We start from the raw sequence: 24,642 nt of genomic DNA on the forward strand, positions 1-24,642 counted from the left end.
GCTATTTATTTTTATTGTATAAATCTATCAATTATTTTCAAGATAATAAACTTAGCAAATGCCACGACTTAATAATTTTAATGCTATTCCTTTCTAAATCTGATAGTTCTAATATTAATTAAAATGTGGGTTATTTATTACCTAGTAAGCAATTATTTGCTCGTTTTAAGATTCGTTTATTAAATTTATCTTGGATTTGGCGATATTTATTGAGTTGATAACTTGGTTTGAAAGTTGCAGCGATTCCTATCCAACTAAAATAAAATTAGGAATGAAATATGGGGAACGGAATTATTGTCGGGCATATTGGTAGTGGGCATGATGGATTTCCACCGACAGCGGTAATATCGGGTGCAACAACTGTCAAAATAGACGGTATTCCTGCAGCGCGTCAAGGAGATTCACTTGAGCCCCACGACAAGCCAAAGCACCCGAAACATGGTAGAGCGATAGCATCAGGGTCGGGAACGGTAATGATAGAGGGAAAGCCAGCTGCTCGTTCAGGTGATAGCGTTAGCTGTGGTGGCACTCTACAAGGAGGGAGCAGTGTTAACATTGGTTAGGCAAACACTGGCTATTTTGTGCCTACTTATCTTTTGCTCAAGCCTTTCTCTAGCTAAAGAAATGTATGACGTTAGCAAGTTGACGCCTACAGAGTCGTTTGAGTATGGGGAGCTGCTACGAACTCAGCTAAAAAACAATGAGGCATTGAAATACTTGAAGTTTTCGGCAGATTCTGGGCATGCGAGCGGTAGCTATGTTTATGCGATGGAACTAAGGAGAGTAAGTAACATACATCGTCATGATAACTCCTATCGCGACTATTTCAGGTTAGCTGCTGAGAACGGAAGCCTTGCCGCTATGCATTATCTTTATGCTATAAGCGATTGGTTGAGCCCTGCTGAAAAGAACAAATTTCGTGAAAAATACTATGATCACTTGATTGAATTGGGTGCTGTAAATCCGAGCAAGGCCTACTTTCGGCTCTCTCAATACTACATGAGTGATAATAAGGCGCTTTCGGATTATTACTTAGCTCAAGCTCAGCGGTTTGGTTTAGCGCAAGCCTACATGGAGCGTGGGTTGAGGATAGAACGTGGCGACGAAGAATTCTTGTTCCAAGCTAAGAAAGAGCGGGTATTGATGAGCCAATATGACCAAGCCGCTAAGTTAGGTTATATCCCAGCGATTAGGCGTCTTATCTCCATATACGAGGCCCGAAAGAACTTTAGAAAAGCTCTAGCATGGCGGGAAAAAGCATTAGAGCAAAGAGACTTAATCACTCTATTATCACTATCGAAAATTTATCGAGGGATAAGTAAGCAATACAATTTTATTGATGCTGATTTAGCAAAGTCAAAAGCGTACCTAGAGACATTTTTGGAGACAGCAGGCTCAGACGCTTTGCCCACTTTATACTCTCAGGCGCAAAGAGGTTATTTAGAGTTGTCTAAGATCATTTCGGAAGAGCAACGAATGGCCGCAGAAAGTATAAAACGACAACTCATGTCTGGTCCTGATTTCTATAACTATGACGAAATTATGGACAATATAAAGAATTAAATATGAATGTCGTGGTGCGAACCACTTCATAATCTTATAAGAATACTCTTACCTTAAAATAATATCTGTCTTAGGTTGCTTTATAGCACATAAAGGTAAACTCCTTTCTAACTCTAAAATATTGAATTAATAAGTTGGAGTATATAAATAAATTACTCAATTAATTATAGGTGATTAATACGGTGATTTGTTGTGCGAATTATTTCTATTTGTATAGATTCAAACTTCTAAAACTTAAATCTGGAGAGTTTTGATTATGTCTAAGGAAGGAAGCGTCGCTCCTAAAGAGCGGATTAATATTAAATACATACCTGCAACAGGCGACGCTCAGGCAGAGATTGAGCTACCTTTGAAAACACTGGTGGTCGGGGACTTTAAAGGTCATGTCGAAGATACGCCGGTTGAAGAACGCAGCACAGTCTCAGTGGACAAAAATAATTTTGAGTCGGTCATGCGTGAGAGTGAGCTGAGTTTGTCTACATCAGTCAAAGATAAGCTGGGTGAAGATCCTAGTGCAGATATGCCTATTGAGCTTCGTTTTAACTCACTTACAGATTTCACACCAGACTCCATCTCCAATCAAGTTCCTGAGTTGAACAAACTTATTGAGTTGAGGGAAGCATTGGTCGCTCTAAAGGGGCCTTTAGGCAATATCCCAGCATTTAGAGATCGCCTACAGGAATTACTCAACTCCGAAGAGTCTCGTGACAAGCTTCTTAATGAGCTCAACCTCGTTAGCGAAGAAGAAAAATAAGACTAAGTAAGACCACGAACACTCGTCACTTTTTGGACTAGGGAAATAAAGAAATGTCTACAGAATCGGTATTAGAAAGGCCTCAGCTCGCAGAGGGAAGCTTGTTAGATGAAATCATGGCGCAGACCAAAATTGCGCCAAGCGAAGAAGGTTATGATGTCGCTAAAAAAGGCGTCGCAGCCTTTATTGAAAACTTGATTGGGTCACAACAGACAGATGAAGCCGTCAACAAAGCTCTAGTCGATCAGATGCTTGTGGAACTAGACAAGAAAATTAGCGCGCAAATGGATGAGATCCTACATGACGCGAAATTCCAACAAATGGAATCAGCTTGGCGCGGTCTAAAATTATTGGTAGATCGAACTGACTTTGGTGAGAATAACAAAATCGATTTACTTCATGTGACTAAAGAAGAATTGTTAGAAGACTTCGAGTTTGCACCTGAAACAACTCAGTCTGGTCTTTATAAACACGTGTATTCATCTGGATATGGTCAATTCGGTGGTGAGCCTACTGGCGCTATAGTCGGCAATTTTATGTTCACGCCTTCAACTCCAGATATGAAGCTGCTCCAGTATATGGGAGCGTTGGGTGCGATGGCTCATGCGCCATTTTTATCGAGTGTCGGCCCAGAGTTTTTTGGCTTAGATTCTTATGAAGAGCTGCCTAATATTAAAGACGTGAAGTCAATTTTTGAAAGTCCAAAATACACTAAGTGGCGTTCATTACGGGAGTCAGAAGACGCACGCTACTTAGGTCTAACAGCGCCACGTTTTTTACTTCGAGTACCTTACGATCCAATCGAAAACCCGATCAAATCATTCAATTACTCAGAAAGTGTTGCTGCATCTCACGAGCATTACTTATGGGGAAATACTGCCTTCGCATTTGCAACTCGCTTGACTGATAGCTTTGCAAAGTATCGCTGGTGTCCGAATATCATTGGCCCACAAAGTGGTGGCGCGGTCGAAGACTTACCCGTGCATGTGTTTGAATCCATGGGCGCACTTCAGAGTAAGATACCTACTGAAGTGTTGATCACTGACCGTAAAGAATTTGAATTGGCCGAAGAAGGTTTCATTGCATTGACGATGAGAAAAGGCAGTGATAATGCGGCATTTTTCTCTGCTAACTCAATCCAAAAGCCGAAAATATTTCCTAATACGAAAGAAGGTAAAGAAGCGGAAACCAACTATAAGCTCGGCACTCAGCTACCGTATATGATGATCATTAATCGCCTTGCTCACTACATTAAAGTATTGCAACGCGAACAGATTGGCTCGTGGAAAGAACGCCAAGATCTAGAGCGTGAGCTTAACACTTGGATAAAACAGTACATAGCTGACCAAGAGAACCCGCCAGCAGATGTACGCAGTCGCCGCCCTTTGCGTGCAGCAAAAATCGAAGTTGCTGATGTACAAGGGAATCCAGGCTGGTACCAAGTTTCGCTTTCAGTTCGCCCTCACTTTAAATATATGGGAGCAAACTTTGAGTTGTCTTTGGTTGGACGATTAGATCAGGCGTAGTTCAAATGACGTACTTTGCACCAGAAGAGAGTACGTTTGGAGTTGGCTTTCTAGAACGTTTGGAAGCCAACTCTAACAATGCTTCTTTCACCCAAGGCCCAAACGCAAGGGATGTATTGGAATCAATAAAGCGAAATGTGGCTAAGATCCTAAATACTCGAATGGGAGGTGCTCAAAGTGCACCCACTCTCGGGCTAACTGATTTCAATGACGCCACGTTAGATACTTTAGATCTGTCGCTGAAAGTGAAGTTATCAATTCAAGATTGTTTGAATCAGTTTGAACCTAGATTGAAACATATTGAAGTTATGACCGTTACCGATCGCTACAGCCCTCTTTCTCTGCAATTTAGAATTACAGCGCAGATCAATTGTGAGGCTATTCATGAGAAAGTTTGTTTCAGTTTACTGCTTGATCAGAACCGAAAATATCGAGTGATTTAGGGAATATGAGCCAAGATAAATACTTTAGAGAAGAGCTTACTTTTCTTAAAGAGCAGGGACGTGAATTCACAGAGATTCATCCACAGCTCTCTCGATTCCTTCATGGTCGTACACTCGATCCGGATGTTGAGCGTTTGTTAGAAGGTTTCGCTTTCTTAACTGGGCGTTTGCGAGAAAAAGTTGAAGATGAATTCCCTGAGCTTACTCATTCAATGATCAATATGCTTTGGCCGAATTATCTGAGACCTGTTCCTAGTATGAGTATTTTGGCGTTTACTCCTGACCAAAGTGTGAGTGAGAAGCAGACAATTAGGAAAGGCACACAAGTAGATAGTAAGCCAATTCTTGGAACGAAATGTCATTTTCAAACTTGTCGAGATGTCGATATATATCCTATTGAGTGCCTCGATGTGCAAGCACAGCACACTCGCGAGGCGACAATCATTGATGTGATATTACAAACGCAGGGCGAAGTTACGGTTGGAAATGCATTATTAGACAGCTTGCGCTTCTATCTTGGAGGAGACAAATACAGCTCTCAGATGATCTATCTATGGCTAAGTCACTATCTCGATAAGGTTACTATTGATGTCGATGGCACAGAGTTTTCTCTCCACCAGAATAGCTTCACTACCGTTGGCTTTGATAGCAATGACGCTCTCTTACCTTATCCAACGAACGTCTATGAAGGGTATCGGATTCTTCAAGAGTACCTTTCGTTTTCTGAAGCGTTCCACTTCTTCGATCTTTCTCGTTTGAGTGATGTTATTCCTAAAGCGGTAGTGGGTAAGTTTTCAATTCGTTTTCACTTCTCTAAGACTTTGCCCGTAGATGTAAGAGTACAAAAAGAGAACTTTCAGCTTTACTGCACTCCGATCATTAACTTGTTCGAACATGATGCAGATCCCATTGCTTTATCAGGACAGCAGTCAGAGTACAGGGTTGTGCCTTCTAGTCGTTACCCATCTCATTATGAAGTGTTTAATGTGGAAGGTGTGGTTGGTTGGCAGGACTTATATTCTGAAGGAAAGCGAGTGAGAGGTGCTAAGCGAATTTACTCTCCATTTGAAAGTTTTCAGCATGAAGTAGAACGAGTACGTCATCGTCGGGCTCTTTATTATCGAACCAGAGTCAAGGAAAGTATTCGAGCAGATGGGTTTGACAGCTTTATATCCTTTGTTCGCAGTGATGAGACCGTTTCTTTCGATGTTGACGAAGCGATATCGGTTAAGTTGACCTGTACTAATCGATTACTCCCTTTGGAGTTGGGAGTTGGTGATATTTGCGAAGCAACGGATACATCTCCGCCGTTTGCAACGTTTTCTAACTTGTCTATACCGTCGCAGTCATTAAGACCAGTCCTTGATGGCAGTTTGTTATGGACACTTATCTCTAATTTATCACTGAACTATTTATCGTTACTTTCAAAAGATGCTCTAAGTAGTGTGCTAAGAGCATATGACTTTAAAGCTTTGGTTGACCGCCAAGCAGAGAAAGTATCAGCACGTCGATTGGCCGCGATTCAGAAAATTGAGTCAAAGCCTATCGATAAAATCATGAATGGCCTCCCTATTCGAGGGTTGCAGTCGACGCTTTATATTGATCAAGCTGGCTGTGGCTCAGAAGGTGATTTGTATCTATTCGGTACAGTTTTGAGCAACTTTTTTGCCTTATACGCAAGTATTAACTCGTTCCATGAACTGCATGTTGTCAATGCCACTAACCAAGAGAGATACACATGGGGTTCTCAAGTGGGAATGCAGCCTCTCATATGACAGAGTTTGAAGCTTCTATCGCACCAGTTGATATGCCTAAGAAAGTGCATGAATACAATTTTTATCAATTGGTCGAATTACTGCAAAAGCTAAATAGGTTTGACCCAGAAGACGACGACTGGGAGCGCCAGTGTCAGCTGGTATTTAGTTCAAATCCAAGCTTAGGCTTTTCTCCGTCAGATGTGGATTGTTTGGATCTGCGGGACGATAAACGGGTGGTAATGCGAACCAATTTTTTTGGATTGTCTGGCGCTCAATCTCCGCTGCCTGGCTATGTTGTCGAACAGCTGTTGATGGAGGGGCCTGAAGGGCAAAAGCAACCATTCTTTGACTTTTTCAATAACCGTTTAATTAGTTTGCTGTATCGGATATGGCGTAAGTATCGATATTTTGTTCGATTTCAGCCGGATGCAAAAGACGACTTTTCCGCACAGCTCTTGTCATTGGTCGGGCTGGGTTCCTCTGAACTAAGAGGGGACACGCCTATCAATTGGTGCAAGATGCTCGCTTATTCTGGCACTTTGGCTGGTCGGAGTCGGTCACCGCAAGTTGTAGCAGGGATCATAGCGCATTGTTTTGACCTCAAAGAGGTTCGAATCGAGCAATGGACCCGCAGAAAGGTGGATATAGATATCTCCCAACAAACGGTGATTGGTAAAGACAATAGCACATTAGGTGTTTCAACGATTGTTGGAGAGTCTGTTGTTGATTGCAATGGCAAGTTCACCATATGTATTGGTCAACTAAGCCGTAGTAGATTTTTAGATTTTTTACCTTCAGGGAAAGAGTTTGAACCACTTTGTAAGTTAGTCGAATTTATTTTACGTGAGCAAATGGCGTATGACTTATCACTCTCGATGGCCGACGAAGAGTCGCAACAGATCGTCCTCAACAAAGAGTCAAACATCGCTTTAGGCTGGACATCATTTTTGGGTCAAAGCGGATCTAAGAAAAACGTATTAATTCAAGTAAGGCAATGAATATGGAGAATTCCGCTTTAACCAAGTTAACGCTGTTGGTGACTAATGTACATAAACTTGAATCAAGACTCTCGGCACTTATGGAGTGGGATATACAGGGAGGAGTCATAGGTTCAGGTAACGATTCAGCTTGGTTGTTAACTGATTCGGAGGGGTTAGTTTCCCCAAATCACTGTGAAATAGTGGTAGTAGATGGCGCTTTCTGCATTAAGGATCTTTGTGGGGAAACCTATCTCAACGGTTCAGTGATGCCGATTGGTCGAGAGCTACTGGCTAAACTTGCTCACAATGATTGCATCAGAATTGGCGTTTACGACATCCGAGTTATTTTTGGTGATGTAGAGGCGGAGATTAGCTCTGAGTCACTGAATTCGCTGTTTGCTGAATCATCAGTCGATCTCTTATCTAATCATGGTATTAACCAAATTCAGATATCGGATACGAATCAGCTGAAGAATACGGACCCATTGGGTGTATTGGGGGAGTTTGTTTCAAAAGACTCAATATCATTAATCGACCCTGACTTATCAAGTGCAGATGAGCAAGAAGTTTCTCGTTTGGGGCTTGAACAAGATCTCTCATCAAAAGATCCGGATTTTGTCGTACAGGCCGACAGTAGCAATGAGCTTTCATCCTCCATGATGCTTAAGAGAATTTTGAATTTTGGCTTTCGATCCAAGAAGGCAAATACAGCTTCCAAAAATACCAGCGTAAAGAAAAAATTCGAGTCAGTCCAAATCGAAGGATCTGACCTAAAAAAAACAACAACTGACGTTTTAAAGGGCTTTAAAATGGACGATCAAGAACTAGATTTGCTAGAGGAAGAGGTGGCAAAAAGCATTCCTTCCGAACTAATTAACCAATCATCCTCGTCAACTTCTGGTGGACATTTGCTTACGGGACCTTTGTTAAATGGACTTGGGGCACACATAGGTGAGTCAGATGATATTGGGCGTATGCAAATGTTATCTCAGGAGCTAGGTGAATCTCTGCAAGCGTGCATCAAAGGCATTTTAGCTCTTCACCAGCAAGTCAATGATGGCCGTTTTGGCACTCTCAATCGAAACCTTCAGCCAATTGAAGATAACCCGCTAAGGCTAGGTCTTTCCTATGAAGAGACGATTCAAACCCTCTATGACTCAACACAAAGTGCAGTGCATTTATCTGCGCCTTCTGCAATTCAAGAGAGTCTAGCCAATGTCCAAGCGCACAACGAGGCAATGCAATACGCGACGGGACAAGCGTTGACTCAAATATTGGGTGCGTTTTCTCCTGATGTTCTACTACGCCGTTTTCAAAATTATAAACGTACTCACCAAGCCCCTAGTGAAGGCGTAGATGCGTGGGCTTGGCAGATGTATTGTCACTACTATCAGGAGCTTACTTCACATCGCCAGCAAGGGTTTGAAAAGCTGTTTTGGGAAATATTTGAACAATCGTATGACAGAAAAATTCGAGAAAAACAGCTGGAGTACTGAAGGTGAGAAAACTGCTCTTTATATGCTTCTGTCTTGCAATAGTGACGGGGTGTAGTAGCGAACCCAGCACTCCAGAACCGACAAAAGCGCCAACTAAGGTGACATTCAGCATAGTCGCGACAGAGGGTATGAACCCAAGTATTTGGGGAGAAGCTTCTCCAGTAGAAATCCAAGTGTTCGAGTTGGTTGATGACTCTATGTTTATGTCGTCTAGTTATGATCAACTCAAAGAAGACTACAAGAAAGCACTAAAAAGCAATTTTATCAAAACGTATGACTACGTATTACTGCCTGGCCAATTTAAGTTTGTTAACGAAATTGAGGTGAATGAGGAGACGAATTATATCGGCGTACTCGCTAATTTTTCTGATATCGAACTTAGCGAATGGAAGAAGGCCGTCAAGGTTTTAAATAAGGGCAGGGAGTATCACTTATTGATGCTTCTTCATGACTATGAAATCGATTTGGACAGGGTGGAATAGAGAAGATGTTTTCACGAAATCGTGTGATTTGGAACGAGGGATTATTCATTAAACCTCAACATTTTCAGCAACAGCAAAGATACACGGAATACTTTATGGATGAGCGACTAAGTTCGGTTAGTCGCTATCTATATGGCATATCTGAATTCTCTTTCAACCCTGAGTATCTCTCTTTTGGGCGCATTGCTATTGAGCGAGCGGTAGGTGTGATGCCTGATGGCTCGGTCTTTAGGATTCCTCAAGAAGACATGCTTCCTGATGCGTTGGAGATTGATGATGCGTCATTGGCCAACCAATTGGTTTTTTTAGCTGTACCGTTACGAAGTGAATCATTGAGAGAAGTGAATTGGCCAGATGCACAGGGGACTGGTCGTTACGAAAGTAGGCGGTTAGAGGTAAGAGATGTACATACCTTACAGGGAGATATGACCACGATTGATGTTTCTCCCATACGGGTTCAATTGATGCTAGAAAAAGAAGATCGTAGCGCCTACGCCTCAATGGCCGTTGGAAGAATATTAGAGAAACGGCCCGATGGTAGCGTTGTGATGGACCCTGACTTTATCCCTTGTCACGTTAATGTTGTCGCAATTCAAGCGCTTCATCGTTTCATCAACGAAACATCGGGATTAATGCGTGAACGGGCGAAAAATATTGCTCAACGAATTGGTTCTCCATCACAAGGTGGTGTCGCAGATGTATCTGATTTTATGTTGCTTCAGGCTCTTAACCGATTGCAGCCGCAAATTCAGCATTTAGCAGAACTGCGCAGCCTGCACCCAGAGCGTCTATTTGAAAGTCTATCTTCTGTGGTTGGCGAGCTAGCGACTTTTACGGATGAAAGTCGACTTTCACCTAGTGTGGTTAGTTACAACCATGATATGCCAACAGAGTCCTTTTGGCCTCTGATTCGAAATTTGCGACAAGCACTCAGTGTTGTGCTTGAACCAAGGGCGGTAGCGATTCAGCTTGATAAGCGTAAATATGGTTTGATGGTGGCTCCTATTCAGGATCCGCAATTGATGCAGACCGCTGATTTTATTATCGCAGTTAAAGCTCGTATGCCTATGGATGAGCTACGTCGCCAGTTCACTCAACAGACTAAAGTTTCTTCGGTTGAAAAAATACGCGAACTGATTTCGCTACAACTGCCAGGGATTCCGTTGGTTGTATTACCAGTTGCACCGCGTCAATTGCCTTATCACGCAGGTTATATCTATTACCAGTTAGATAAAACGAACAGCGCATGGCAGCAGCTTTCGCAGTCTAGCGGATTTGCTTTTCATATTGCCGCTGCATTTGAAGACCTCGATTTACAATTTTGGGCAATAAGGGAATAAGTGTGGATAAGAAAAGTAATAGATTAAGTAGCTTACTTTTTGATGATGTTGAGAACATCAATCATGATCAGGATTACTGGTTTCAACTTAGAGGAAGCCAAAGAAACCCTCTTATAGATGCATCAACGCCTTTGTTCGGGCTATCTCTACGTATTCGTCAGTTGGCTGATTGTGAAAACATCGAAGCTATTTATGACCAAACATTGGAAGAAATCAAAAATATAGAGATAGAGCTAACCGGCTTAGGCTATGAACATGCTGTGTTGATGGCCTATCGCTATATTTTGTGCACATTTTTAGATGAAGCAGTGCTTGGCACCGAATGGGGAGCGTCAACGGTATGGGCTGGGCATTCGCTTCTTTCTCGCTTTCATAATGAAACTTGGGGAGGGGAAAAAGTCTTTACGATCCTCCAGCGCCTCGAAAAAGAACCCGAGAATTATACCGAACTGTTGGAGTTCATTTATCAGTGCTTGGTTTTGGGCTTTGAAGGTAAATATCGAGTTATCGAATCAGGCAAGTTAGAGCGCGAAAAAGTGATTGAGCGACTTTATCAATTGCTCCATCACTCAGACGAGCACAACACAGAGCAGTTAACCCATGCAACTGAACATGTTGTTCGCTCTAAATATAAGCTCAGCAAACAGCTACCGATATGGGTGATATTTGCAGGATTTTCACTGCTATGGGCGGGAGCATTCCTTAGCTACAGCTACCTTCTTCATGTCAAATCAAGTGATGTGATTGAGCAGTTGAATCAGATTTTATAACAATAATTAAGGCTTAGGTTATTACAGTGATACGTATTGAACTTCCAACTCTTATCTCAAAGTTAAATGAACAGAGTAAGCTTGCGTTAGAACAAGCAGCGACGGTTTGTATTGAACGTCAACATGGAGAAATTACCTTCGAGCACTACCTAGAGGTGCTGCTTAATAACCCTCTTTCGGATGTGCGAGTGATTTTCAAACAAGCAGATACTTCGCTTGATGATTTAAATCATGCTCTGGTTGATGGCTATACGAGAGAAGCATCATTAGATAGCTACCCTGCATTTTCTCCGCTGCTAGTTGAACTATTGCAAGAGGCATGGCTACTTTCAACTACCGAGCTTAACCAGACAGAGCTTCGCTCGGGGGCGATACTGCTTGCTGCATTGACGCGCGCAGACCGTTATATGGTGCCTAATTTAGTAAAGGCGACTTGCAATATTAATCGTGAGAACTTACGCAAAAACTTTACGACAATTCTTAGTGAGTCTTCTGAAACACAAGTGCCTGATAAAACGAAAGGTCGCACAAATGTAAACTCAAGCTCGGATGTATCTGCCTTAGATAAATATTGTACCAACGTGACGGACCAAGCTCGTAAAGATGAGCTTGACCCTGTGTTATGCAGAGAGCATGAAATTGGCCTGATGATCGACATACTTTGTCGTCGTAGAAAGAACAACCCTATCGTCGTAGGTGATGCCGGGGTTGGTAAAAGTGCCGTGATCGAAGGTTTAGCGTTACGCATCGTATCAGGCCAAGTTCCCAATCAATTGCAACATGTGGAGCTCTATGCATTGGATTTAGGGTTGCTTCAAGCAGGAGCATCCGTAAAAGGGGAATTTGAAAAAAGGTTGAAGGGTGTGATTGATGCAATCAAGCATTCTCCGACTCCAATTATTCTCTTTATTGATGAAGCGCATACGCTCATTGGTGCGGGGAATCAAGAAGGTGGTGGCGATGCCGCTAACTTGCTTAAGCCTGCTCTCGCTCGTGGAGAGTTAAGTGCTATTGCTGCCACGACTTGGAAAGAGTACAAAAAATATTTTGAAAAAGATCCTGCTCTAACTCGCAGATTCCAACTTGTTAAACTCGATGAACCGAGCGTCGAACAAGCAATCGATATACTGCGAGGTCTTAATTCGGTCTATGAAACTACGCATAACGTGCTTATCACGGATGATGCACTTAAAGCGGCTTCGGAACTCTCGGCACGTTATATTTCTGGCCGTCAGTTACCTGACAAAGCCATTGATGTTTTAGATACCGCATGTGCACGAATCGCGATAAATCTAAGCACCCCTCCTAAGCGCCTAGCAATCCTTGAAACAGCTAAACATCAGCGACAACTTGAAATACAAATGCTCAACCGAGCTCAATTATTAGGCCAAGATTTGGACACCGCTAGACTCGATGAGCTGCAAACACAAAATGCGGTTGATGAAGAGGAGTATCAAGCACTTAATGGAAATTGGCAGCATCAAAAACAGCTGGTGGAAGATATTGTTTTTTTACGGGCGCAGTTATGTGTAGCTCCTGAGTCTGAAGAAAAAACCGAGGCTATTAGTGAGCAAATTCGAGCCAAATACCAAGAACTAAATGCCATTCCCTTTGCAGAGCGTCTGATTCACCCTCAAGTTGACGCACAGCAAATTGCCGAGGTTATTGCGGATTGGACAGGTGTACCAGTAGACCAAATGAACAGTGACGAGCTATACAAAATTACTCATTTGACCTCTATTTTGGGTGATGTGATTAAAGGTCAGGATGTCGCGATAGATAGGGTACACAAACACTTGCTGACCGCTAGAGCTGATCTTCGTCGTCCAGGTCGACCTAAAGGGGCATTTCTTTTAGTTGGCCCAAGTGGTGTTGGTAAAACAGAGACAGTAATCCAACTAGCAGAGCACCTCTATGGAGGGAAGCAATTTTTAACCACAATCAATATGTCCGAATACCAAGAAAAGCACACAGTGTCTCGGCTAATAGGTTCACCACCAGGGTATGTCGGCTATGGCGAAGGTGGTGTACTAACAGAAGCTATTCGTAAGATGCCATATTCGGTCGTTTTACTTGATGAAGTTGAAAAAGCGCACCCAGAAGTATTAAACCTTTTTTATCAGGCGTTTGATAAAGGTGAACTCGCAGATGGTGAAGGGCGCATTATCGATTGCCAGAACGTGGTCTTCTTCCTCACATCAAATCTCGGTTACCAAACCATCGTTGATTATGCTGAAGACATCGACAGTCTTGATGATGCACTTTATCCAGAGTTGGCAGCATTCTTTAAACCAGCACTTCTAGCTCGAATGGAGGTGATCCCATACATGCCTCTCTCCACTGAAATACTTGAAGTCATCGTGAGAGCAAAATTGGAACGTCTAGAGCGCCTGTTCAAAGAACGATATGAGGCAGAAGTCATCATTGAGAACTCCCTTATCGATGAAATTTTGTCTAGAGCAACACGCTCTGAAAATGGTGCTCGAATGCTTGAGGCGATCATTGAAGGGCAGCTTCTACCACCGGTATCTTTGGCGTTACTCAATAAGCTATCGGAGCAAAAGCCTGTAAATCGAATTCATCTATCCGCAAATAACGGTCAATTTGCAGGTGAAGTGGAGTAGGTATGGCAAATTGGTTAGTAAGGGCTACAGAGCTCATCGGAATTAAATCCAAGGAAGAGTTAACGCTTAGGTTCGCGACAGTATTATCTGAAGAACTAAGTTTGTCACATTGCTTGGTACTTTCTCCTAACACTGAAGGGCGCCGCCTAATCCCCCATGATCAAACTCTACCTGTGTCGTGGTCGGTGAATGATCTGAGTAATCCTTTCGCGCATGTCTTACAGAATGCTAAGGCGATGTCTCTTTCTGCAGATGAATTGCTTTTCTGGCAAACGGACCGAGCATTCTGTGAGCTAGTTTCACAAGTTGGCATGTTTGATGGTGTGCGCATTCAACCATTACCTTTACAGTCAAATTGCGTTCAGTTTGTGCTTTATATGCAAGGAGAACCGAGCAAAATTAACAGTGCTTTTGAAGGTGAAACGTGCACTGCGTTTGTGGATGTATTTACCAAGCAATGGCGGCTGTTAGAGGAGCTAGAGCAAGAGCAGCGCGATATTAAAGTTTTATCTGAATCCCTCAATGAGATTCAACGTGACAAAAAACGACACCAACTCGCGAGTGATTTATCGAATTCATTAATCGGTGAAAGTCAGGTCATGCGCCGGTTGCGTCAACAGATTGTCAGTGCGGCATCTTCTCAGTTATCAGTGATGGTTCAAGGAGATACCGGGACAGGCAAAGAACTTGTTGCTCAAGCTATCCATCAGCTGTCGAGTCGCAGTGATAAATCTCTGGTCGCCATTAACTGTGCTGCCATTCCTGAGAACTTATTAGAAAGTGAGTTGTTTGGATACTGTAAAGGCGCTTTTTCTGGCGCAGAATCAGATAGAACAGGATTAATCGCACAAGCTGATGGTGGGACGTTATTCTTAGATGAAATTGGCGATATGCCTTTGACGCTTCAAGCTAAACTTCTGCGGGTTCTTGAAACGAAAAAGTTTAGGCCTGTTGGTGGAAAAGAAGAGAAATCTTCTGATTTTCGTCTAGTTTCCGCCACTCACGTCAATTTGCTCGCTCGAGTGCAAGCGAAACATTTTAGGCAAGACCTCTACTATCGACTGTTTCAGTATCCACTGTCATTACCTCGCCTAGCAGAACGCCTCGAAGACCTTGAACAGCTTAGTCAGCACTTTGTAAACGAGTTCAATGAACAACATGGTCGCCATATTCGAGGCCTCCACTATCGTGCTATAGACTGCTTAAAGCAATATGTCTTTCCAGGAAATGTTCGTGAGTTAAAACATCTGATCGAGTTTGGATGTGCCCAATCAGAAGATAACACAGAGGTCAGTGAGGGCAGTTTTGCAAATCGTATTGCTTGTTTGAACTTCGAGCTTAAAAGCCTAAGTGAACCGGTACTTCCTACATCGCATGTGACAGTTTCTCATGACACCCCGTACCAACATCATCAAAGTGACTTCGCCAGTATTACTGATTTGAAGCAGGCCGTTAGTGACTATGAAGAACAAATTATTCGTGACCGCCTAAAGTTTTTTGCAGGTAACAGAGGGAAAGCGGCAAAAAGTCTTGGCATGCCTAAGCGAACGCTCGCCTACAAGTGTCAGAAATTGGAGATCCAAGCGCTATGAAAATAGTAACTATCGGATTGGTGATAGGGGTCGGCATTTTATCGTGGGCATCTGGAAAGGCTGTAGCAAGTAGCACAAAAAAGTGGGCTCAGGCTGAGCAATGCCGCGTTATTACAGAGCGACTTGAACGATTGACTTGTTTTGACCAGCTCTTTGAAACGCCCGTTGTATCAAACGGGCAGACAGATGCTGTGCAGATGCCGCGAATATGGTTGCTTGCGTTTGATGAAGCGAGTGACGACGCCGAGGCGGAGCATGGACTGAAAGCTGTGAAGCATGAAAAAGATGTTTGGTTAACACTCAAGGCGCAGGATAAAGGTGACGAGAAGCCAGCAGTGTTGGTCATGAGTTGCATGGACAAAATTAGTCGTATTGATCTGGCTTTAGCTGAGCCTTTGGATGATGCCCGCATATCTGTCTCAATTGCACATGGTCAACGCCAAGCTTGGAGAAGTGATGACTTGGGTGTCGTTTTTTCATCAGCACAGGGTATCCCTGCGATTGAAATGATGAAAAACCTCGCGAAAGAACGACGGATAATAATGAGGTCAAACTCAGAAAGAGTGGATGGATTACAGTTTGATACGAGTGGGCTTCAAACTGGATTACGTCCTTTAAGAAAGCTCTGCGGGTGGTAGGTATGGAATTGATTCAATATCGCAATTGTATCGTTGAACCTGTTAGTGACTCCTCTCCAGTGGGAGAGCGACTGTTAGATGAGCCGTTGTTTGACTTCATCGAAGACCAAATGATGAAAGTAGGTTCATTGTCCCATGCGAGCGTGCAATGGCAAGAAGTTGAACACAGCACACTAAAACTGCTCCAAGAGAAAAGCAAAGATATAAAACTGTTGGTTTACCTATTGCAATGCTTGCACCAAGAGTTGACTGCCGATCGTTTTATCGCTTCATTCCACGTCATGGGAGATTTCATCGCTCACTATTGGCTAGATAGTTTTCCGGCTCCTGGGAAACGAGGAAATCTTCCTCGTCGCAAATTTTTTAGTCAAATGTGCCAGCGCTTTTCTATGGCGGTGGACAAGTTTGATTTTCACAACCTTGATAGTCAAGCCAGAGAAGAGCTGAGTTGTGCGGTTTTGGAATGGCAGCGAGTCATTAGCGTACATGACTTAGCCTCAGATATGGTGGAGTCCATTGTTGCGACGGTGAGCAATCGAATAAGCAAAGCGAGCCAAAGTGAAGAGCGAGAGAAGAGACAAGCAGTGTCGTCGCCATCACCTTCACAAAGTTCTCCCTCGGTAAGCCAATCTGCGCTTTCTATCGATAATTCTAGTGAAAAAGCAGCAAAAGAGACGCTGTTAAAGGTTGCTGATTTTCTCTCTGAACAAGAGTTCGGTATGGCGTTAGCGATTCGTGTACGTCGACATGCGTTGTGGGGAGGCATCACTTCGCTTCCAGATCATGACAAGGGTGGACACTGTTTACTGAGGGGAATGCAAGCCGAGCGCGTCAAAGAGTACAAAGATCAATCGGCTCAGCCAAATTTGGCTCTCTGGCGACAAGTGGAGCAAAGCTTGACCATATCGCCGTTTTGGATTGAAGGACAATTGCTAAGCCATGATATTGCTAAAGCCCTTGGCTATGAACAATGGTGCCAAGCAATAAAAGAAGAAACCACAGCGTTCATAGAGCGTTTCCCGACAATGAGAGAGTTAAAGTTCAAAAGCGGTGAACGCTTTATTCCTGATCCAGTCCAGGAGTGGTTAGTCGGGAATGAAAAATCTAGTAACTCAGGAGCCTTAGTCAATAGTTGGCAAGAGCAACGAGATGAAGTCTTTAATCTAGCGAGAGAAGGCGGTATCGCAGTAGCAATGTCGATGATAAATGATGGGCTCAATGTCGCTATTGAGCCGAGAGAGCGATTTTATTGGCGACTTCTCAGTGCTGACCTTTTAAAGCATAACCACCTTGATGGTATGGCAACAGAGCAATATCAACATTTAAAACAAGAAGCTATGCAAGCTCAAGTCTCTCAATGGGAACCTTCGCTCATAGAGCAATTAGAGCGAAATACAGCGTCAGCATAAGTTAAGGGAATATCCATGTGGAAAAGTGTTATAGGGTTAGCAACTAAATGCAAACCTAGCATTGCAGCGGCGATGCCAATCTTACTGTTTACTTTATTTATTTTAGTTAATGTCTTTATTTGGTGGGCCGGTCCATGGCTTGAATTCAGAGATATTAAGCCACTAGAAACATTACTTGCGCGAGGTATCGCGTCTGTTATTTTTATTTTGCTTGCTATCTCTGGTTGGGGATTCTGGCAGTGGAATCGGCTAAGAGACTATAAGAAGCAGCAATCTCGTGAAGAGCAGCTCAAGCTGGACCCAATTTCAGTGTATGAAGAGCGCCAAGAGAGTGAACTCAACGGCGTTATGACAGAAATGAAGCAAAGCTTGAATACTCGTAATTATTTGTACGCTTTGCCTTGGTATCTTGTTCTTGGCTTAGAAAATGCCGGTAAAACGAGCTTAATTAACCGCTCGGGGCAAAATTTTGCACTTTCTTCGGTGATGAGAGCCTCGGGTAAAAAAAGCGATAACCCATATTCTTTTGACTGGTGGATCGGCGATGAATCGGTTTTGATTGATCCAGATGGTGAATTATTAACTCAAGGTAATCGGAGCGAAGATAATGATGGCGAACTTGAGAGAAGATTATGGTTGAACTTTATCCATTGGTTGGATAAAACCCGTAGTCGTAGGCCGTTGAATGGCATTGTTTTAGCACTAGACATTTCACATTTGGCAACCTCGTCTGCTTCTGAGCGTAAAGCTTATGCGAGTTTATTAAGGGCAAGGATTCGTGAGTTGATGGAAACTCTAACCACGCGACTCCCTGTTTATATCACTCTAACGAAGCTTGATCTGTTACATGGCTTCGAACCATTCTTTAAGCACTATTCAAAAGCTCAGCGAGATGAAGTGCTAGGTTTTACTTTCTCTCTTGAATCTGTCGAAAACTTAGACCATTGGCTAGAAGAATTTACCGATGAATACAGTAAATTTGTTAGCCGGATTAATGAGTTATTTCCACATGCAGTTGCTGAACCAATCGAGCAAGAAGAACGTAGCGCTATATACAGTTTCACTCGTCAGATTTCGGGCCTACAAAGTATTTTACAAGCGTTTTTTCAGGATGCGTTATCGAGTGATCAATTTTCGACGTCTGCTCTAGTTCGTGGTGCGTACTTTACATCTGTTTATCAGCAGGGGGTGCCTAGTAATGCATTCAGCGACTCTGCTGCAAGGCGCTACGGGTTGTCACATGCAATCAATAAAGCGCAACAAGCTAAGAACTCGACGGTTTATTTCACTCAGCAGTTGTTTAGCAACATTATCTATCCAGAAGCGGGTTTAGCATCGGACAACTTCCGTGTGGCAAAACAAAAGCGTCGCTTGATTGGCTTATCGTTTGTGACATGTACCGTTGCTTCGATATTGCTGATGGGAACTTGGCATCAATATTACCTGACTAACTTTAGTCAGTCAGACGCGGTATTGATGAAGGTGAATGAATATAAAGAGCAGTTTCCCTCGAGTTTATCACTGGCTTCTCAAAAAGATGTTTTAGAGCCTCTCAATAAGATACGCGAAGCGACCCTTGAGTTTGGTTTTTTTAGAGAGAAGCCGGAGTACATTTCCGACTTTGGCCTTTATCAAGGCCACACTATTGGGCCGATGGTCGAGAATACGTATTTGAATTTGCTAGAAAGCCGCTTTTTGCCTCTATTAATGGCAGACGTGATAGTAGATTTAAAACGTGCAAAGACGGATGAAGAAAAGCTCGCCGTATTAAGAGTCTATCGAATGATGGTAGATAAGAGCGGCCGTTACAAAGATTATGTACTCGACTACTTTGGTAAGTACTGGCAGCAGGCTTTTTCCGGAGATAAAAAAGTCCAAGGCCAGCTTCTTGACCATTTAGATTACGCAATGCGTCACACAGACCTAGTCGCATCAAAAAACTATGGAGATGAAGCTGCTATTGCAGCGATGAAACCTTATGAGAGTACAGTATCGAGTATACAGCGTGAACTGAGCGCGATGCCGAATGACCAACGTGTTTATCGAAACTTGAAGCTAAACGCGCAAACGGTATTAGGACCTTCTATCAGTATTCGAAATTTAGTCGGGCCAATTTTTGATGTCGTGTTTGAAGAAAGGGTATCTAATCAAAGCTTGTATATTCCCCAGATGCTGACAAAAACTGGATTTGAAAAATACTTCATGCCACGTTCTGAATCTGTATCAGAACTCGCCTTGATTGATAGTTGGGTATTAGGTCAGTCTAAGACTGCTCAATTTAGCGAAGCAGATAAGCAAGTATTACGTGAAAAAATTCGCAATCTGTATGTCGCAGATTATGTAAATACATGGCGAGCGGCACTTAACGACATTGATATGAAGTACTTCTCCGATATCAATGATGCGGTGATGGTTTTAGAAAACCTAACGGGTAATGTTGAGCCTCTCCAACGGTTGTTGAGGACGTTAGAGAGTAACACTCAGGTAATTTCTGGGCTTGATTCATCTGGTGATATAGAAGCAGAACTGGTTAAAAGTGCAAAGTATCAAGTAGCGTCTAACATTCAGTCCCCATTTGCTGAGTTAAACTTAATGTTAAAAGCTATTGGAGAACAACCTGCATACATCAATGAAGTGTTGCACTCAGTGGACGAACTTAAAGCCTACTTAAAAGGAATTCAAGAATCGCCGGATGCTGGAATGGCTGCCCTCGAAGCGACGAAGTCTCGAGTTAAGTTGGTGAGCGCAGATCCAATTTATACGCTTAAACGCATCTCTTCAGGTCTACCAAAACCGTTAGACAGTATGATGGAAAAATTGGCAGATGAGAGCTGGTATGTTGTTAAACAAGAGGCGATCAAGCACCTTGAAGTACGTTGGTCTGAAGATGTATTTCAACCTTATTATGCAAAACTCGCTAACCGTTATCCATTTAATACGACATCAACCAAAGATGTCGCTTTAGAAGACTTTGAAACCTTTTTTGCTCCTCAAGGTACGCTAGATAGTTTCTATACTAATCAGCTTAAAATCTTTATTGATGAAAATATCGCTGTCGATGAGTCGGACTCTGTTCAGTCGATCATCAGGCCAGAGGTTTTAGCGCAGATAGAACAGGCTCAAAGGATTAGGCAGGCGTTTTTTAACCGTAAAGGCATCCTAGATGTGAATTTTTCAGTCGAGCCAATTCAACTCAGCAGCAATAAAAGACGGAGCATTCTGAATATCGATGGGCAGTACTTATCTTACAGTCATGGCCCACGTGCTGGCGTGGAATTGATATGGCCAAATACATTGCGAGACTCGGCGGTATCTAAAGTGACGCTTGTTCCTACCCAACACAACGTGTCGCCTCGTAGTTTAAATATTCAAGGGCCCTGGGCGTTCTTCCGCCTATTAGATAAAGGTGATGTACTCGCAGCAAGCCAAACATCGGTTGACTATAAATTCGATTTTGCTGGTGGGAACATGATTTATCGTATTAATGCGGAATCTGATGCGAACCCTTTTACTGAGCGTTTATTTAAGTCCTTTAAGCTATCCCAGACCCTCTATTAACTTATTGAAATGGAGTGACGCGTTCACTCCATTTCGAATTAGGACGAAGTCGTTATGTCTCAAATTGTTGTCATTGAGCAGAATATTTACACCATAGTCTCAAACCCAGAGACCATCAGACAAACTGAGCTCTACCAAAAAGTAAGAGATGAGATAAACAGTCGCTTTAACCCATTATCGGGTGGAACCGATTGGCAAGTCGTAAATGAAAATTGTGAAGCTCTCGCTGCAAAGCAAGGTCTTGATTTAGTTTTATGCTGTTACCTAACCGTTGCGAAGTTAAAGTTAGAGGGGATGAGAGGATATGCGAACGGATTAGAGCTCATTAACCAGTGTCTGACGTTGCAGCCAGAGCCTGATGCAAAGTTAGCGAAGAGACAAAAAGAACTGTTGGATTGGGTAAACGCAAAGGTATTGCCCGAGTTGAAAGGTATGAAGCCAACTCATGAGCACCTTAGAGACTTGTACAGAAGTGAGCGTTTGTGTGAGCGAATCCATTATTGGTTAGTATCGCGTCAACCGCAGCATGAAGTAGATTTTGAAGGGGTTGGTTTTGCTATTTTTGAGCATATTGATCATATAGAGACCCAATATCACACCGCGATGAAAAAGCATGAAAAACATCGTGAACAACTGATTGGGTATATACCCAAAGAGCGGTTTCGGTGGGGGCTATTCCTTTCGAGTCTTCTCTCAGTTGCTGTTGTTGCTTTTGGCTGGTGGAGCTACGTGCATATTATCGAGCCTAGTCGGCCGCAATTTAAAACGTTGACCGAATCTCCAGTATTGAATGCCAATAACATTGCTGAGTTTATGGAGCTGAATCCTCCTGAAAGTTTGCGGGAGTATCAGGGCGATATTATCGGTTTATATGAGCGAACAATCGACGAGAAGATGCAGGCTTCGATAGAGCAGCCCTATCTAGAGGTAATAGATAAGGTTGGGGTTCTACAGCGTTTGTTTAGTGAAAGTAGTCAAGTGAATAGCATAAGCCAAGCGGCTATGAATGAACAAAAGCTAGCTTTAGAGCAAGTAGGGTTGTTTGTAGAGCGATTCGCAGAAGTTCGAACTAACATGGCTAATATTGCATTATTAGTGAAGAACCGTCGTTGGTCTGAGGTTACTGTTGTTACTCAATCCCTAGAGGAGTTTGCTGTGAGCTTGTCTCCTATTTATGCGAGAGTAGGGTATATAGAAAGTTTGATTGAGGCTAAGGAATACCGTCAGGCACAAACGGAGCTTGAGGAGCTAACTCGCAGGTTAAATCAATTAAGCTGGAAAATTGCTCAATTGAACCAACAACTCGTAAACTGAAAGAATCTTTAACACTTGACCGAATTGCTTGCACTTTGGTCAAAGTATCTATATAAATTCGGCTTTCCTTTTTCCGTGACGTATTTGAATATTTGAGGTTAGCGAATATGACGCAATTTTGGCAGCAGAAAACTTTAGAAGAGATGACCGAAGTTGAGTGGGAATCACTTTGCGATGGTTGTGGTAAATGCTGTCTGCACAAGCTCATGGATGAAGATACAGACGAAATTTATTACACCAATGTTGCGTGTAGCTTGCTCAACAGTAAAACGTGCTCGTGCAAAGATTATCCGAATCGTTTTAACTACGATGAAGAGTGTACCAAGCTAACACGTGACGACATCGAAGACTTTACATGGTTACCTCATACATGTGCTTATCGATTGTTAGCAGAAAAGCAGCCTCTACCTGAATGGCATCCACTGATAACGGGCTCAAAGTCAGCCATGCACGCAGCAGGTGAAAGTGTGCGAAATAAAGTGGTGTATGAGATCGATGTGGTTAATTGGGAAGACCACATTTTGAATCACCCAAATCGTTCTTAACTATATAAAAAAGCAGCCACCTAGAGTGGCTGCTTTTTTATATGATATCTTGACGTTAGGATATCAATCCTATCCATATTGTGGTGTACACTTTAAGCTCATTCATATAATAAACAAATAGTTGTATTTGTCTTTCTGAGGTAATTATGGATTCATTGTCTCACCGTCGCACAAAATGGCGTGCCAGTGTTTGGTTGATGCTTGTAGTGCTATTTAGCCCTCTTTCTATGGCTTCTCAAGAAGTGTCAGTTGCTACAACCTCAAATGCAGAAGCTGCAATAAATAAGATCAACGCAGATCTTAAAGAGCTGTCTGACACTTTGAGCGTATCAAGTGGTGATGAAAAAGATGCCCTTCAACTCAAGCTTTTCCAGAAAAATGAAGAGTTAAGATCTGTACTAGCAAGTGCTGTTAGGCAAGACTCAATGCCTAAAGAGGCTCTTATTTCTCAAGTAGAGTTGCAACAGAACTACTCGAGGGGAGCGACCCTTTATCTTGATGAAAAAATCAAGGCACTGAACATCAAAATCGATGGTGCCAAAGATGAAGAAAGACTTTCTCTGCTTAATGATTACCAAGAACTTCAACACTATTTTGACAATGTCATCAAATCTAATTGGCAGAACATTGAGTGGCTAAAAACCTTAGGTGTTGATGAAAGCACTGTTGAAGAACAATACAAAAGTGTTGTGGCCAAGCGCTTACGCGTAATCTCTGCTTCGGTTGAGTATTTTAGCCAACAAATAAATGTTGTCGGCAAGCAACTTACTGTTAGTCCTGAATCTGAAAAAGCGGCATTACAACTTAGTCAGTTGGTGATTAAGCAGCGCATGAATATTGCCGTAGATAGTCTGACCTCGCTAATTCCTATCGCTGACGATCTTGGTCTAGATACATCCGAATATAAGCGCTTAATGTTTGAAGTGACAGGGAGCATCACTCAAGACCTATTCGAAGGAAAAGTGATTCTTTCTATTGTTAGTCATTGGTCGAACAATGCGTGGGATTGGTTAGGCAGTAACGCGCCGCAACACCTGTTCCAGTTGTTCATTTTTGTCCTGTTGCTCTTAGTGACAAAAGTTATCGCTAAACTGGTACGCAAAGTGGTGAGTAAAACCGTCGTATCGAAAAACCTCAAGTTATCCCAGTTAATGCAGGATTTCTTTATCGGTATGTCGGGCAACATTGTATGGGTGATTGGTATCATGGTTGCTCTGTCTCAAGTTGGTCTAAACCTTGCCCCAGTCTTGACTGGTTTCGGTATTGCCGGTGTTATTATCGGTTTCGCGTTACAAGATACATTATCTAACTTTGCCGCAGGTATGATGCTACTGATCTATCGCCCATTTGATGTGGGAGACTTTGTTTTTGCTGGTGGTGTTGACGGTAAAGTTAGTCATATGAGCTTGGTGAATACAACGATCAAAACATTTGATAACCAGATCATCATCATCCCAAATGGGAAGATCTGGGGAGATGTCATCAAGAACGTTACACATGAACGTCTACGTCGAGTCGATATGGTTTTCGGTATAGGCTACGCTGATGATTTGTTAAAAGCAGAGAAAATCTTGACGGAAATCGTGCTCGAACATCCTGCGGTACTTCGCTCTCCTGAGCCTAATATTAGGGTTCATACCCTGAATACTTCGTCTGTAGATTTTATCGTGCGCCCTTGGGTTAAAACAGATGATTACTGGGATGTGTATTGGGATGTCACCAAAGAAGTGAAGCTACGCTTTGACAGAGAAGGGATATCCATTCCATTCCCTCAACAAGATGTTCATTTACATATGGTCAAGGAAACTGACTAATCGAAAGATAAAAAAAGCTCACCGAATGGTGAGCTTT

The 24,642-nt window shown here is 42.7% G+C and carries 19 protein-coding genes; all 19 read left to right on the plus strand.

The genetic code is table 11. The features are described from left to right. The first annotated feature begins 278 nt into the window (after positions 1 to 278). A complete protein-coding gene (locus tag AAFX28_RS13355; RefSeq protein ID WP_408688329.1) occupies positions 279 to 563 on the plus strand; it encodes a type VI secretion system PAAR protein in 285 nt (94 codons plus the stop codon). Continuing rightward, complete coding sequence (locus AAFX28_RS13360) at positions 547 to 1,563, plus strand: hypothetical protein (RefSeq protein WP_408688331.1); 1,017 nt, start codon at positions 547 to 549, stop codon at positions 1,561 to 1,563. The genes AAFX28_RS13355 and AAFX28_RS13360 overlap by 17 nt, the downstream gene beginning before the upstream one ends. 256 nt (positions 1,564 to 1,819) lie before the next feature. After that, a complete protein-coding gene (gene tssB / locus AAFX28_RS13365; RefSeq protein ID WP_408688333.1) occupies positions 1,820 to 2,317 on the plus strand; it encodes a type VI secretion system contractile sheath small subunit in 498 nt (165 codons plus the stop codon). A 53-nt stretch (positions 2,318 to 2,370) separates the two neighbouring features. Continuing rightward, positions 2,371 to 3,843 carry a type VI secretion system contractile sheath large subunit gene (gene tssC / locus AAFX28_RS13370; protein ID WP_408688335.1) on the plus strand — a complete coding sequence of 491 codons (1,473 nt, stop codon included), beginning with the start codon at positions 2,371 to 2,373 and terminating at the stop codon, positions 3,841 to 3,843. A 5-nt stretch (positions 3,844 to 3,848) separates the two neighbouring features. Further along, positions 3,849 to 4,286, plus strand: a complete 438-nt coding sequence (tssE, locus tag AAFX28_RS13375; protein ID WP_408688337.1) for a type VI secretion system baseplate subunit TssE — start codon at positions 3,849 to 3,851, stop codon at positions 4,284 to 4,286. Positions 4,287 to 4,291: 5 nt separating this feature from the next. After that, positions 4,292 to 6,061 carry a type VI secretion system baseplate subunit TssF gene (gene tssF, locus AAFX28_RS13380; protein WP_408688339.1) on the plus strand — a complete coding sequence of 590 codons (1,770 nt, stop codon included), beginning with the start codon at positions 4,292 to 4,294 and terminating at the stop codon, positions 6,059 to 6,061. Then, entirely contained in the window at positions 6,025 to 7,041 is a 1,017-nt protein-coding gene (tssG, locus tag AAFX28_RS13385) for a type VI secretion system baseplate subunit TssG (protein WP_408688341.1), read from the plus strand. Before tssF ends, tssG begins: the two co-directional genes overlap by 37 nt. A 2-nt stretch (positions 7,042 to 7,043) precedes the next feature. Further along, positions 7,044 to 8,519, plus strand: coding sequence for a type VI secretion system-associated FHA domain protein TagH (gene tagH / locus AAFX28_RS13390; RefSeq protein ID WP_408688342.1), 1,476 nt, complete (start codon positions 7,044 to 7,046; stop codon positions 8,517 to 8,519). A gap of 2 nt (positions 8,520 to 8,521) precedes the next feature. Next, entirely contained in the window at positions 8,522 to 9,001 is a 480-nt protein-coding gene (gene tssJ / locus AAFX28_RS13395) for a type VI secretion system lipoprotein TssJ (RefSeq protein WP_408688344.1), read from the plus strand. 5 nt (positions 9,002 to 9,006) lie between these two features. After that, positions 9,007 to 10,341: a type VI secretion system baseplate subunit TssK gene (tssK, locus tag AAFX28_RS13400; protein ID WP_408688345.1), complete on the plus strand. Its 1,335-nt coding sequence runs from the start codon at positions 9,007 to 9,009 to the stop codon at positions 10,339 to 10,341. Beyond that, the gene (gene icmH, locus AAFX28_RS13405; protein ID WP_408690872.1) at positions 10,338 to 11,111 is read left to right on the plus strand and encodes a type IVB secretion system protein IcmH/DotU; all 774 of its coding nucleotides are present in this window, start codon (positions 10,338 to 10,340) and stop codon (positions 11,109 to 11,111) included. The genes tssK and icmH overlap by 4 nt, the downstream gene beginning before the upstream one ends. A gap of 26 nt (positions 11,112 to 11,137) precedes the next feature. Then, entirely contained in the window at positions 11,138 to 13,735 is a 2,598-nt protein-coding gene (gene tssH, locus AAFX28_RS13410; protein ID WP_408688347.1) for a type VI secretion system ATPase TssH, read from the plus strand. 2 nt (positions 13,736 to 13,737) lie between these two features. Continuing rightward, positions 13,738 to 15,327 (plus strand): sigma-54 interaction domain-containing protein, encoded by a 1,590-nt coding sequence (locus AAFX28_RS13415; protein ID WP_408688349.1) that lies wholly within the window; start codon positions 13,738 to 13,740, stop codon positions 15,325 to 15,327. After that, on the plus strand, positions 15,324 to 15,965 hold the full coding sequence (gene vasI / locus AAFX28_RS13420) for a type VI secretion system-associated protein VasI (protein ID WP_408688351.1): 642 nt from the start codon (positions 15,324 to 15,326) through the stop codon (positions 15,963 to 15,965). Before AAFX28_RS13415 ends, vasI begins: the two co-directional genes overlap by 4 nt. Positions 15,966 to 15,967: 2 nt before the next feature. Continuing rightward, positions 15,968 to 17,374, plus strand: a complete 1,407-nt coding sequence (gene tssA / locus AAFX28_RS13425; RefSeq protein ID WP_408688353.1) for a type VI secretion system protein TssA — start codon at positions 15,968 to 15,970, stop codon at positions 17,372 to 17,374. Positions 17,375 to 17,434: 60 nt separating this feature from the next. Further along, entirely contained in the window at positions 17,435 to 20,932 is a 3,498-nt protein-coding gene (tssM, locus tag AAFX28_RS13430) for a type VI secretion system membrane subunit TssM (protein WP_408690873.1), read from the plus strand. Positions 20,933 to 20,986: 54 nt separating this feature from the next. After that, entirely contained in the window at positions 20,987 to 22,246 is a 1,260-nt protein-coding gene (locus AAFX28_RS13435) for a type VI secretion system ImpA family N-terminal domain-containing protein (protein ID WP_408688355.1), read from the plus strand. A 107-nt stretch (positions 22,247 to 22,353) separates the two neighbouring features. Further along, a complete protein-coding gene (locus AAFX28_RS13440; protein WP_408688356.1) occupies positions 22,354 to 22,791 on the plus strand; it encodes a YcgN family cysteine cluster protein in 438 nt (145 codons plus the stop codon). A gap of 146 nt (positions 22,792 to 22,937) precedes the next feature. Then, the gene (locus AAFX28_RS13445; RefSeq protein ID WP_408688358.1) at positions 22,938 to 24,605 is read left to right on the plus strand and encodes a mechanosensitive ion channel family protein; all 1,668 of its coding nucleotides are present in this window, start codon (positions 22,938 to 22,940) and stop codon (positions 24,603 to 24,605) included. Positions 24,606 to 24,642: the final 37 nt, after the last annotated feature.

The sequence above is a fragment of the Vibrio sp. TBV020 genome (assembly GCF_046056895.1).
GTDB lineage: Bacteria > Pseudomonadota > Gammaproteobacteria > Enterobacterales > Vibrionaceae > Vibrio.

Bases quoted from the DNA above. Each gene is read 5' to 3' on its own strand.
- AAFX28_RS13355 (WP_408688329.1), top strand. From the start codon at position 279: ATGGGGAACGGAATTATTGTCGGGCATATTGGTAGTGGGCATGATGGA.
- tssB (WP_408688333.1), top strand. From the start codon at position 1,820: ATGTCTAAGGAAGGAAGCGTCGCTCCTAAAGAGCGGATTAATATTAAA.
- tssC (WP_408688335.1), top strand. From the start codon at position 2,371: ATGTCTACAGAATCGGTATTAGAAAGGCCTCAGCTCGCAGAGGGAAGC.
- tssE (WP_408688337.1), top strand. From the start codon at position 3,849: ATGACGTACTTTGCACCAGAAGAGAGTACGTTTGGAGTTGGCTTTCTA.
- tssF (WP_408688339.1), top strand. From the start codon at position 4,292: ATGAGCCAAGATAAATACTTTAGAGAAGAGCTTACTTTTCTTAAAGAG.
- tssG (WP_408688341.1), top strand. From the start codon at position 6,025: ATGGGGTTCTCAAGTGGGAATGCAGCCTCTCATATGACAGAGTTTGAA.
- tagH (WP_408688342.1), top strand. From the start codon at position 7,044: ATGGAGAATTCCGCTTTAACCAAGTTAACGCTGTTGGTGACTAATGTA.
- tssK (WP_408688345.1), top strand. From the start codon at position 9,007: ATGTTTTCACGAAATCGTGTGATTTGGAACGAGGGATTATTCATTAAA.
- AAFX28_RS13415 (WP_408688349.1), top strand. From the start codon at position 13,738: ATGGCAAATTGGTTAGTAAGGGCTACAGAGCTCATCGGAATTAAATCC.
- vasI (WP_408688351.1), top strand. From the start codon at position 15,324: ATGAAAATAGTAACTATCGGATTGGTGATAGGGGTCGGCATTTTATCG.
- tssA (WP_408688353.1), top strand. From the start codon at position 15,968: ATGGAATTGATTCAATATCGCAATTGTATCGTTGAACCTGTTAGTGAC.
- AAFX28_RS13435 (WP_408688355.1), top strand. From the start codon at position 20,987: ATGTCTCAAATTGTTGTCATTGAGCAGAATATTTACACCATAGTCTCA.
- AAFX28_RS13440 (WP_408688356.1), top strand. From the start codon at position 22,354: ATGACGCAATTTTGGCAGCAGAAAACTTTAGAAGAGATGACCGAAGTT.
- AAFX28_RS13445 (WP_408688358.1), top strand. From the start codon at position 22,938: ATGGATTCATTGTCTCACCGTCGCACAAAATGGCGTGCCAGTGTTTGG.